The 12726-nt window shown below is 39.2% G+C and carries 8 protein-coding genes and 1 pseudogene; all 9 read left to right on the forward strand.

Annotated features, from left to right (window positions below):
• Positions 1 to 119 (forward strand): annotated as a pseudogene (locus ABI367_RS04980) (50S ribosomal protein L1); the annotation flags it as partial.
• Positions 120 to 121: 2 nt separating this feature from the next.
• Positions 122 to 640 carry a 50S ribosomal protein L10 gene (gene rplJ, locus ABI367_RS04985; protein WP_462258027.1) on the forward strand — a complete coding sequence of 173 codons (519 nt, stop codon included), beginning with the start codon at positions 122 to 124 and terminating at the stop codon, positions 638 to 640.
• 59 nt (positions 641 to 699) lie between these two features.
• Complete coding sequence (gene rplL, locus ABI367_RS04990) at positions 700 to 1086, forward strand: 50S ribosomal protein L7/L12 (RefSeq protein ID WP_214071516.1); 387 nt, start codon at positions 700 to 702, stop codon at positions 1084 to 1086.
• Between the two features lie 202 nt (positions 1087 to 1288).
• Entirely contained in the window at positions 1289 to 5092 is a 3804-nt protein-coding gene (gene rpoB / locus ABI367_RS04995; protein WP_462258028.1) for a DNA-directed RNA polymerase subunit beta, read from the forward strand.
• A gap of 92 nt (positions 5093 to 5184) precedes the next feature.
• Entirely contained in the window at positions 5185 to 9474 is a 4290-nt protein-coding gene (rpoC, locus tag ABI367_RS05000; protein WP_462258029.1) for a DNA-directed RNA polymerase subunit beta', read from the forward strand.
• A 66-nt stretch (positions 9475 to 9540) separates the two neighbouring features.
• On the forward strand, positions 9541 to 9855 hold the full coding sequence (locus ABI367_RS05005; RefSeq protein ID WP_462258030.1) for a DUF3467 domain-containing protein: 315 nt from the start codon (positions 9541 to 9543) through the stop codon (positions 9853 to 9855).
• A 72-nt stretch (positions 9856 to 9927) separates the two neighbouring features.
• Positions 9928 to 10890: a bifunctional heptose 7-phosphate kinase/heptose 1-phosphate adenyltransferase gene (locus ABI367_RS05010; RefSeq protein WP_462258032.1), complete on the forward strand. Its 963-nt coding sequence runs from the start codon at positions 9928 to 9930 to the stop codon at positions 10888 to 10890.
• Between the two features lie 6 nt (positions 10891 to 10896).
• Entirely contained in the window at positions 10897 to 12300 is a 1404-nt protein-coding gene (locus ABI367_RS05015; RefSeq protein ID WP_462258033.1) for an undecaprenyl-phosphate glucose phosphotransferase, read from the forward strand.
• Positions 12301 to 12363: 63 nt separating this feature from the next.
• Positions 12364 to 12726 (forward strand): GDP-mannose 4,6-dehydratase (locus tag ABI367_RS05020; RefSeq protein ID WP_462258034.1); only part of this gene is annotated, 363 nt, incomplete at its 3' end.

Genomic DNA, 12726 nt, shown 5'->3' on the forward strand with positions numbered 1-12726 from the left:
AAACTATCTCAAAATTAAAACCATCATCAGCGAAAGGAACATATTTTAAGAGTATCCATATCTCTTCAACTATGTCACCAGGAATTGAAATTGAAACCAAAACAGTAGCGGGGATCTAATCATGAATAAAGAAGAAAAACACGACCTTGTTCTTGCCCTTACTGAACAAATTAAGGATTACGGTAATTTTTATATTACTGATACTTCTGATTTAACGGTTGCCAAGATCAATGACATCCGTCGTAAATGTTTTGAAAGCGACATTACGATGCAGGTAGCAAAAAATACCCTTATTAAAAAGGCTATGGAAGCTGCAGGCGGTGATTTTAGCCCAATGTTTGACGTGCTTAAAGGCTCATCATCAATTCTTTTCTCAAAATCAGCAACTGCCCCGGCAAAGCTGATCAAACAGTTAAGAAAACAAGGTGATAAACCAATTTTAAAAGCAGCTTACATTGACTCAGCAATATTTGTTGGAGACAATCAGATTGACACTTTGACCAAATTAAAATCAAAAGAACAATTGATTGGCGAAATTATTGGATTATTACAATCTCCTGCTAAAAACGTTATTTCTGCATTACAATCAGGCGGAAATACAATTGCAGGACTTGTAAAAACTTTACAAGAAAGAGGTTAAACGGACACCTAAAAGTTCGATTTTAAAAACAAAAGCATTAAAGTAAAAATTAAAATAAAATGGCGGATTTAAAAGCGTTTGCTGAACAGTTGGTAAACTTAACAGTAAAAGAAGTAAACGAATTAGCTCAGATCTTAAAAGACGAGTATGGTATTGAGCCTGCTGCTGCAGCTGTAGCTGTTGCTGGCCCGGCTGCCGGTGGTGGCGATGACGCTCCTGCGGCTGCTGCTGAGCAAACTGCATTTGATGTTATCCTGAAAGAAGCAGGTGGCTCAAAATTAGCAGTTGTTAAATTAGTAAAAGACTTAACCGGTCTTGGTTTGAAAGAAGCAAAAGATCTTGTTGACGGTGCACCTAAAGAAGTAAAAACTGGTGTAACTAAAGAAGAAGCTCAATCTTTGAAATCACAATTAGAAGAAGCCGGAGCAGTAGTTGAGGTTAAATAAGTTAACCACAATACTTATAGCATCAGACTCCGACCTATTTTGGTCGGGGTCTATTGCTGTTTATAATGATGAGATTTTTAGGTATGAGATTTGATATATAAGACTATAGCTTTAACAGCTAAGTTTTTATGATCTTACTTCTCAAATCTCACATCTCAAATCTGAAAAACATCTACAAGTTAATAACTAAATTTAAAATACCTTGGCAAACAATAATAATCAAAGAGTAAACTTTGCAACCAGTAGAAAGGTACTTGATTACCCTGATTTTCTGGATGTGCAGTTGCAGTCTTTCCAGGAATTTTTTCAATTGGAAACCACTTCAGACAACCGTTATAAAGAAGGGTTGTTTAAAGTATTTGCCGAAAACTTTCCGATCTCAGATTCAAGAAACATCTTTGTTTTAGAGTTTCTTGATTATTTCATTGATCCGCCACGTTATGATATACGCGAGTGTATTGAACGCGGATTAACTTACAGTGTGCCTTTAAAAGCAAAACTTCGCTTATCATGTAATGATGCCGAGCACGAAGATTTTGAAACAATTGTACAGGACGTTTACCTGGGTACCATCCCTTATATGACGCCTAAAGGTACCTTTGTTATTAATGGTGCCGAACGTGTAATTGTATCGCAGTTGCACCGTTCGCCAGGTGTGTTTTTTGGCCAGAGCCGACACACCAACGGTACAAAATTGTACTCGGCCCGTGTAATACCGTTCAAGGGTTCATGGATTGAGTTTGCTACAGACGTTAACAACGTGATGTATGCTTATATTGACCGTAAAAAGAAATTCCCGGTAACTACCTTATTGCGTGCTATCGGCTATGATTCAGATAAAGACATATTAGAATTATTTGAACTGGCTGATGAAGTAAAGGTTAGCAAATCAGGCTTAAAGAAATTTATTGGCCGCAAGCTTGCCGCAAGGGTGCTTAAAAAATGGGTTGAAGACTTTGTTGACGAAGATACCGGCGAAGTTGTTTCTATTGACCGTAACGAGATAATCCTGGAACGTGAAACCGTGCTGGAAGATGACCATATTGATATGATCATTGACGCCGGTGTTAAAACCATCATCCTAAACAAGGAAGATGCATCAACCAGTGGCGATTATACTATTATATATAATACTTTACAAAAAGATACTTCTAACTCTGAGAAAGAAGCGGTTGAACATATTTACCGTCAATTACGTAACGCTGAACCACCTGATGAGGAAACTGCACGTGGTATCATTGATCGTTTATTCTTCTCGGATAAAAGATATGACCTGGGCGATGTGGGCCGTTACCGCATCAACCGTAAACTAAAGCTTGATACTTCTGATGAAACTAAGGTTTTAACTAAACAGGATATTATTGCGATAGTAAAATATCTTATCAAACTGATCAACTCAAAAGCCGAGGTGGATGATATTGATCACTTGTCAAACCGTAGGGTACGTACCGTTGGCGAGCAGTTATATGCGCAGTTTGGCGTTGGTTTGGCCCGTATGGCCCGTACCATCCGCGAGCGTATGAACATTCGTGACAACGAGGTGTTCACACCAACCGACCTGATCAATGCACGTACACTTTCATCGGTGATCAACTCGTTCTTCGGAACTAATCAGTTATCACAGTTTATGGACCAAACCAATCCACTGGCAGAGATCACGCACAAGCGTCGTCTGTCAGCCTTAGGCCCCGGTGGTCTGTCGCGCGAGCGTGCAGGTTTCGAGGTTCGTGACGTACACTATACCCACTACGGTAGGTTGTGTACCATTGAAACTCCCGAAGGACCGAACATTGGTTTGATATCATCACTTTGTGTACATGCTAAAATTAACAACTTAGGCTTTATTGAAACGCCGTATAAACGTGTGGTTGAAGGTGTAGTACAGGTTAATGAGCCGGTAATTTACTTATCAGCAGAAGATGAAGATGGTAAAACCATTGGACAAGCCAATGCACACTATAACGATAAAGGTGTTTTTGACTTACCTAAGGTAAAAGCACGTTTTGAAGGCGACTTCCCAATCATTGATCCTGAAAAATTGGATCTGATGGATATTGCGCCTAACCAAATTACGTCGATAGCTGCTTCATTGATTCCGTTCCTGGAACATGATGATGCTAACCGTGCGTTGATGGGATCAAACATGCAGCGCCAGGCCGTACCATTGTTGCGCCCTGAAGCGCCAATTGTAGGTACAGGTTTGGAAGGCCGTGTGGCAAAAGATTCACGTACGTTAATCAATGCCGAAGGTGATGGCGTTGTTGAGTATGTGGATGCAAACGAAATAAGAATTAAGTATGACCGTAATGACCTTGATCGTTTGATCTCGTTCGATGGTGATACCAGAAGTTATATTTTAACCAAGTTCAAAAAAACCAACCAAAGCACTACCATTAACCTGAAGCCAATTGTTAAAAAAGGCGAACGCGTTGAAAAAGGACAAGTACTTTGCGAGGGTTATGCTACCCAAAATGGTGAGCTGGCCCTGGGTCGTAACCTTAAAGTGGCATTCATGCCTTGGCAAGGTTATAACTTTGAGGATGCGATTGTAATATCAGAGCGTGTTGTATCGCAGGATATATTTACGTCGCTTCACGTTGAAGAATTTGAACTGGAAGTGCGTGATACCAAACGTGGGGAAGAGGAGTTAACACCAGATATCCCTAACGTATCAGAAGAAGCCACTAAAGATTTGGACGAAGACGGTATTATCCGTGTTGGAGCTGAGGTTAAAGAAGGCGATATCCTGATAGGTAAGATCACCCCTAAAGGTGAATCAGATCCTTCGCCGGAAGAAAAATTACTACGTGCCATATTTGGTGATAAAGCAGGTGACGTTAAAGATGCGTCATTAAAAACTCCGCCTTCAATTGCAGGTGTGGTTATTGATACCAAATTATTCTCGCGTGCTAAAAAGACTACCAAGGCAGAAGAAAAAGCGCAGATTGAAAAATTAGATGCTAAACATGATAAAGCCGTAAAAGATCTTAAATCTACTTTAATTGAAAAGTTATTTGAGATTGTGAATGGTAAAACATCACAAGGCGTATTTAATGTTTACAAAGAGCTGCACGTACCTAAAGGCGTTAAATTTACTCAGAAAATACTGACTGAATTAAGCTACGAAAACATCAACCCAACTAAATGGACAACTGATGACGATAAAAACGAGCAAATAAAAACTTTGCTTCATAACTACAATATTAAAGTTAATGAAGAGTTAGGTGCTTACCGTCGTGATAAGTTTGCTATAAGTGTGGGTGATGAGTTGCCATCAGGTATAGTACAAATGGCTAAAGTTTACATCGCTAAAAAGCGTAAGCTTAAAGTAGGTGATAAAATGGCGGGCCGCCACGGTAATAAAGGTATTGTTGCACGTATTGTACGTGACGAAGATATGCCTTTCTTAGAGGACGGAACACCGGTTGATATTGTGTTGAACCCACTGGGTGTACCTTCACGTATGAACCTTGGCCAGATATATGAAACTGTATTAGGATGGGCCGGTAAAGAGCTGGGCATGAAATTCGCTACGCCGATTTTTGATGGTGCAAGCCATGAAGAAGTGGAACAGTGGGTTAAAAAAGCCAACTTACCAGAATCTGGTCGTACCTATTTATACAACGGATTAACCGGCGATCGTTTTGACCAGCAAACTACTGTAGGTATTATCTACATGCTGAAATTAGGTCACATGGTTGACGATAAAATGCACGCACGTTCAATAGGGCCATACTCATTAATTACACAACAGCCATTGGGTGGTAAAGCCCAGTTTGGTGGTCAGCGTTTTGGTGAGATGGAGGTTTGGGCACTTGAAGCATTTGGTGCTGCAAACATACTGCAAGAAATATTGACCGTTAAATCGGATGATGTTATTGGCCGTGCTAAAACTTATGAGGCTATTGTTAAAGGTGAAAACCTGCCAACGCCTTCAGTTCCTGAATCATTCAACGTATTGGTTCATGAATTAAGAGGTTTAGGTTTGGATATTACTTTAGAATAAGGTAAAAGGATAAAGGTAAAAGGACAAAGGCAGAGATGCTGAAACCTTTTACCTTTCACCTTTAGCCTTTAACCATTAAAACAAAGGAGACTATGTCTTACAAAAAGGATAATAAAATCAAAAGTAACTTTACTACCATCACTATCAGCTTAGCTTCGCCTGAATCTATACTGGAGCGTTCGAGCGGTGAAGTTTTAAAACCAGAGACCATTAACTACAGGACGTACAAGCCTGAACGCGATGGTTTATTCTGCGAGCGTATTTTTGGTCCGGTTAAGGATTATGAGTGCCATTGCGGTAAATACAAACGCATACGTTACAAAGGTATTGTTTGCGACCGTTGCGGTGTAGAAGTAACTGAAAAGAAAGTGCGCCGCGAGCGTATGGGCCACATTAATTTGGTGGTTCCGGTTGCGCATATTTGGTATTTCAGGTCATTGCCTAACAAAATTGGTTACCTTTTAGGTTTACCAACAAAAAGACTTGATCTGATTATTTATTACGAACGATATGTAGTAATACAAGCCGGTATTAAGGAAGCCGATGGCATTAATGCTATGGATTTCCTAACTGAAGAAGAATACCTGGATGTTTTAGATACCCTTCCAAAAGAGAACCAATATCTTGATGATAAGGATCCTCAGAAATTTGTAGCCAAAATGGGTGCAGAGGCTTTGGAAGAATTATTAAGACGTATTGATCTTGACGAATTGTCATTCAGCCTGCGTCACCAGGCAGCTACCGAAACTTCTCAGCAACGTAAAAACGAAGCTTTGAAACGTTTACAGGTAGTTGAGGCTTTCCGTGGTTCAAAAACAAGGATTGAGAATAACCCCGAGTGGATGATCGTTAAGATCGTTCCGGTTATCCCGCCTGAATTGCGCCCGTTAGTACCTTTAGAAGGTGGCCGTTTTGCAACTTCAGATTTAAATGACCTTTATCGTCGTGTAATTATTCGTAACAATCGTTTAAAACGTTTAATTGAGATAAAAGCACCTGAGGTAATTTTACGTAACGAAAAACGTATGCTACAGGAAGCTGTAGACTCGTTATTTGATAACTCGCGTAAAGTTAACGCGGTAAAAACCGAAGGTAACCGTGCGTTAAAATCACTTTCAGATATTTTGAAAGGTAAACAAGGCCGTTTCCGTCAAAACTTATTGGGTAAACGTGTTGATTATTCAGCACGTTCAGTAATTGTTGTAGGTCCAAATTTGAAACTACACGAGTGCGGTTTACCAAAAGATATGGCTGCCGAGTTGTTTAAACCATTTATCATTCGCAAAATGATTGAGCGTGGTGTGGTTAAAACAGTAAAATCTGCCAAAAAGATAGTTGACCGTAAAGACCCATTAGTATGGGATATTTTAGAAAACGTATTAAAAGGACACCCGGTATTATTAAACCGTGCACCAACATTGCACCGTTTAGGTATCCAGTCATTCCAGCCAAAATTGGTTGAAGGTAAAGCTATACAATTGCACCCTTTAACTTGTACCGCCTTTAACGCGGATTTTGACGGTGACCAGATGGCCGTGCATGTACCACTTGGTAACGCGGCAATTTTGGAAGCCCAGGTTTTGATGCTGGCATCGCATAATATTTTAAACCCTGCCAACGGTACACCTATTACTGTACCATCGCAGGATATGGTGCTTGGTTTGTATTACATAACCAAAGGCCGTAAAACTGATGCAGACCGTGTTATAAAAGGCGAAGGCTTAACTTTCTACTCTGCCGAAGAGGTGATCATCGCGTACAACGAAAGGAAATTAGACTTGCATGCGTTTATTAAGGTTAAAGCTTTAGTTAAAGAAAGAGACGGAAGCATTGTAAATAAAATTATTGATACCACAGTGGGTCGTGTATTGTTTAACCAGCACGTACCTGCCGAAGTAGGTTATATAAATGAGCTGTTAACCAAAAAATCATTACGTGATATTATTGGCGAAGTAGTTAAAAACACCGGTATGGCACGCGCTGCCCAATTCCTTGATGATATTAAGGAATTAGGTTTCAGAATGGCATTCCAGGGTGGTTTATCATTTAACCTGAAGGATATTAATATCCCTGCCGAAAAAGTTACGCTTATTGCACAAGCTTCTAAACAAGTGGAAGAAGTAATGGGTAACTATAACATGGGTTTCATTACTAATAATGAGCGTTATAACCAGATCATTGATATTTGGACTCGTATCAACAACCGCTTAACAGCTAATGTGATGGACATCCTGAGCAATGATAATCAGGGCTTTAACTCGGTTTACATGATGCTTGATTCAGGAGCGCGTGGTTCAAAAGAGCAGATCCGTCAGCTTGCAGGTATGCGTGGTTTGATGGCTAAGCCTCAAAAATCAGGTTCAGGCGGCGAGATCATTGAAAATCCTATCCTTTCAAACTTTAAAGAAGGTTTGTCAGTATTAGAGTACTTTATATCTACCCACGGTGCACGTAAAGGTTTGGCGGATACAGCGTTAAAAACTGCTGATGCGGGTTACCTTACCCGTCGTTTACATGACGTGGCACAGGATATGATTGTTGGCGAGGTTGATTGCGGAACGTTAAGGGGTATATACACTACCGCGTTAAAAGATAATGAAGATATTGTTGAGCCATTGTATGACCGTATTTTGGGCCGTACAACCTTAAGTGATGTACATGATCCTATTACCAATGAATTACTGGTATCAGCAGGAGAAGATATTACTGAAGAAATAGCTAAAAACATTGAAAACTCTCCGTTAGAGGGCATCGAAATTCGTTCGGTATTAACCTGCGAGAGCAAACGTGGTGTATGCGCGTTATGCTATGGCCGTAACCTGGCAAGCGGTAAACGCGTGCAAAAAGGCGAAGCTGTTGGTGTTATTGCAGCACAATCAATCGGTGAGCCGGGTACACAGTTAACCTTACGTACATTCCACGTGGGTGGTACCGCGTCAAACATCGCGGCCGAATCACAGATCAACGCTAAATTTGATGGTATAATTGAATTTGAAAACGTACGTACTGTAAGTTATCAAACTGCCGAAGAAGGTGCTGTTGATGTAGTATTAGGTCGTTCGGGCGAATTCCGTATTGTAGAAGAAGGAAGCAATAAGGTAATTGTTACCAACAATATTCCATACGGTTCATACCTGTATGTAAAAGATGGCAGCAAAATAAAGCGTGGCGACCGTATTTGCTCATGGGATCCGTATAACGCGGTTATTATATCTGAGTTTGCAGGTAAGGCACAATTTGAAGCCGTGTTAGAAGGTATCACTTTCCGTGAAGAGTCTGACGAGCAAACAGGTCACCGTGAAAAAGTAATTATTGACACCCGCGATAAAACCAAAAACCCGGTAATACAGGTTAGTGATGGTAAGGGTAATGTAATTAAAGGATATAACATCCCGGTAGGCGCACACATTGCCGTTGATGAAGGAGAAAAATTACAAACCGGACAAATTATTGCTAAAATACCTCGTTCAACCGGTAAAACCCGCGATATTACAGGTGGTTTACCACGTGTAACCGAGTTGTTTGAAGCACGTAACACATCTAACCCGGCTGTTGTAACCGAAATTGATGGTGTAGTTACCTTAGGTGGTGTTAAACGTGGTAACCGCGAAATGACCATCGAATCAAAAGATGGACAAATCAAAAAATACCTTGTACCATTATCAAAACACATCCTTGTACAGGATAATGACTTTGTAAGAGCAGGTATGCCATTGTCTGACGGTTCAATATCTCCGGCTGATATATTGGCTATTAAAGGGCCAGCTGCAGTACAAGAGTACCTGGTAAATGGTATACAAGAAGTTTACCGTTTGCAGGGTGTTAAGATAAATGACAAGCACTTTGAGGTTATTGTGCACCAAATGATGCAAAAAGTATCAATTGAAGATGCGGGCGATACTCGTTTCTTAGAGCGCGAATCGGTTGACAGCTGGGATTTCATGGTAGAAAATGACGATATTTTTGATAAAAAGGTAGTTGTTGATCCGGGTGATTCTGAAAATGTTAAAGCTGGTCAGATATTGTCTGTAAGAAAATTACGTGACGAAAACTCAATTTTAAAACGTAAAGATTTAAAATTAGTTGAAGTACGTGACGCTATTGCAGCAACGTCAAGCCCGATATTGCAAGGTATTACCCGTGCATCGTTAGGTACCAAATCGTTTATCTCGGCAGCATCGTTCCAGGAAACTACCAAAGTACTGAACGAAGCAGCTATAGCAGGTAAAAAAGACTTGATGCTTGGTTTGAAAGAAAACGTTATTGTTGGCCACTTAATTCCGTCAGGAACAGGTTTACGCGAATACGAAAATATACGCGTAGGTTCTCAGGAAGAATTTGACCGCTTAATGGCTTCAAAAACTGAAGAAGTAGAAGCATAAACAATAATTAAATAATAATTTTAGCAAAGCCTTCTTGAAAATAGAAGGCTTTGCTATTTTAGCATAATGGAAGAAGAACAAAATGAACATCAACTGAGTATTGAACTTTCTGAAGAGATTGCAGAAGGCATATATTCAAACCTGGCCATAATTACCCATTCAACTTCAGAGTTTGTGATTGATTTTATACGTGTGGTACCCGGTGTGCCCAAGGCCAAGGTAAAATCAAGGATAATACTTACACCCGAACATGCCAAACGCCTGGTAAATGCCCTTGAGGATAATATTGAAAAATTTGAGGCAATAAACGGCGTGGTTAAGTTACAACAGGGTCCGGGCGGGTTCCCCATGAATTTTGGTGGTACAATGGGGCAGGCCTAATTTAATTATTGTTAAAATTCCTGTTAATTAGCGATATTCGCAATTAACTTTTTATTACATTATCCACCGCTAATGCCTTTATTCAAATTACAGGAACACAAAAATGTAAAAATTTGTGTAATAGGCGATATAATGCTTGATCATTATATAAACGGATCATGCACACGTATTTCGCCCGAAGCGCCTGTGCAAATAGTAGACGTATCCGAGGATGTTTACAGCTTAGGCGGGGCAGGCAATGTGCTCGAAAATTTAAAAGCTTTTGGATGCGAGGCATCTATTATAAGTATAAGCAATAATGATAGTGCCGGAGATATTATAAAAACTGAGATCAATAAGTTAGAGCCTGCTTTTTATTATTTGGTACATGACGAAACACGTCGTACCACCATAAAAAGCCGAGTTATTGTAAACAGGCATCAATTGATAAGGCTGGATAAAGAGGATAAACATTATTGTGATGATACCATTGCTGATAAAATACTTGAATTCTTGGCAGCGAAAATAAGCACCATCGATGTAGTTATTTTATCAGATTATTGCAAAGGGGTATTAAGCCCTTACCTGATAAAAAATATAATTAAACTTTGTAATGCCAACAACGTACTAAGTGTTGTTGATTCAAAAACCAAGGACCTGTCTGTATATTATGGTGCGGGTTTAATAAAGCCGAATAAAAAGGAGGCCGAACTAGCGTCGGGCATTAAGATAACAAATGATGAAACGCTTGAGCAGGCATGCAAAAAAATTGCAGATGTTACGGCCTCGCCAATAATTGTGGTTACCTTATCAGAAGATGGTGTAGCAATTTATCATCAAAATAAAGTAATTAAAAAGCCTACAAGGGCAATTGATGTTTTTGATGTAACAGGGGCCGGCGATACGGTGATTGCTGCTTTAGCTTTTGCTTTGGCAAATAATTTATCCATATCAGAAGCGTGCGACTTTGCAAATAGTGCTGCAGCAATTGTCGTAGCTAAGTTTGGCAGTGCAGTGGCAACGATAGATGAAATAAATAATTTAAACAATAAATAGCGTCTAATGGTTTATAGGTATGCTACCTTTATTAAGGCCATCAACTTAACTGTTGATTATATCATGCTTAATATTAGCATGTTTATAGCATATTTAATAATTGACAAGCCACAATCATGGAATACTGATAGCAAATACTTGTCAGTAGTATTAGTGTTTAATTTGGTTTGGCTACTATCAACAAACCTTACCGGCTTATATGAACGCGTTTTAAACCGCGATTCCATACGTACCTACCAGTCATTTTTTAAAACATATCTGGTATTCGTATCGTTAATTTGTTTTGCAATACTGGCCATTATTGGCCCTCAAACGTATTTGATCTCGCGCTTATATCTATTGTATTCTTTGCTGTTATTTGGCTTGCTGGTTGGTATATGGAAGTTGGTGTTTCTGGCTATAAGAAAAAGCAAACGTAATTTATTAATGGATTCCAGAACCATAATTATTGTAGGGTCAGGACGCATAGGCCAGGATATTTTTGAATATTTTGAACATTATAAGCATAGTGGCTACAAGGTTTTAGGCTTTTTTGATGATAAAGCATCACGTGTTGCAGATATAGGGCTGTACCTGGGCAGTATTGACGATTGCATAAGTTACGTGCTTGAAAATAAAGTAGACGAAATTTTTTGTGCTTTGCCCGTTTCACAGTCCGACAAAATTGAACAATTAATGTTAGATGCTGATAAGCATTTAATACGGTTTAAAATCATTCCTGAGTATTATATAAATTCAAAAAAGCGGGCAATGTTTGTTCAAAATTTTGATCATATACCGGTAATATCAGTTAGGCCCGAGCCATTAGAAAGTATATTAAACAGAACCATAAAAAGACTTTTTGATATACTTTTCTCGTTATTTATCATCATATTTATTATAAGCTGGCTTTTTCCAATTCTGGCTATTTTGATAAAGTTACAATCGCCTGGACCTGTTTTTTTTGTTCAAAAGCGCTCGGGTAAAAACAATATTCCTTTTAAATGCTATAAGTTTAGAAGCATGCGTTTAAATACGGATGCTGATAAAAAGCAAGCCGTAAAAGGCGATTCCCGCATTACACCGATAGGTGCATTTATACGTAGAACAAGTTTAGATGAATTCCCTCAATTTTTTAATGTTTTAATAGGCAATATGTCTGTTGTAGGGCCTAGGCCGCATATGCTTAGCCATACCGAAGAGTATTCGCAATTAATTGATAAATTTATGGTTCGCCATTTTTTAAAGCCGGGAATAACTGGTTGGGCACAAACCAATGGGTTAAGAGGCGAAACCAAATCTACCGATCATATTCTTCAACGCGTTGAGGCGGATGTATGGTATTTGGAAAACTGGTCGTTTTTATTAGATCTGAAGATCATATTCCTTACCTTCTGGAATGTAATTAAAGGTGATGATGGCGCATTTTAAAACAAATTATTATTAAGCTGACAAATAGATATTATTTTTACTAAAAATTCGCATAAACAATACATGAAAAAAATAGCGCTTATAACAGGTATAACCGGGCAAGATGGAGCCTATTTAGCAGAATTATTACTTTCAAAAGGATATGAAGTACACGGCATTAAGCGTCGTAGTTCCTTATTTAATACAGACCGGATAGACCATTTGTACCAGGACCCACATGATACCAACAAAAACCTGATATTGCATTATGGCGATTTAAGCGATAGCACGAACCTTATACGTATAGTACAGCAGGTACAACCTGACGAAATATATAATTTGGGCGCAATGTCGCATGTAAAGGTAAGTTTTGATACCCCCGAGTATACGGCTAATGCAGATGGAATAGGTACATTAAGGATATTGGAAGCTGTAAGAATATTGGGA

This window comes from Mucilaginibacter sp. (assembly GCF_039935595.1).
In the GTDB taxonomy this organism is placed as follows: Bacteria; Bacteroidota; Bacteroidia; order Sphingobacteriales; family Sphingobacteriaceae; genus Mucilaginibacter.

Coding starts and splice junctions, on each gene's coding strand:
- rplJ (WP_462258027.1), top strand. CDS start 122: ATGAATAAAGAAGAAAAACACGACCTTGTTCTTGCCCTTACTGAACAA.
- ABI367_RS05015 (WP_462258033.1), top strand. CDS start 10,897: ATGGTTTATAGGTATGCTACCTTTATTAAGGCCATCAACTTAACTGTT.
- rpoC (WP_462258029.1), top strand. CDS start 5,185: ATGTCTTACAAAAAGGATAATAAAATCAAAAGTAACTTTACTACCATC.
- rplL (WP_214071516.1), top strand. CDS start 700: ATGGCGGATTTAAAAGCGTTTGCTGAACAGTTGGTAAACTTAACAGTA.
- ABI367_RS05010 (WP_462258032.1), top strand. CDS start 9,928: ATGCCTTTATTCAAATTACAGGAACACAAAAATGTAAAAATTTGTGTA.
- ABI367_RS05005 (WP_462258030.1), top strand. CDS start 9,541: ATGGAAGAAGAACAAAATGAACATCAACTGAGTATTGAACTTTCTGAA.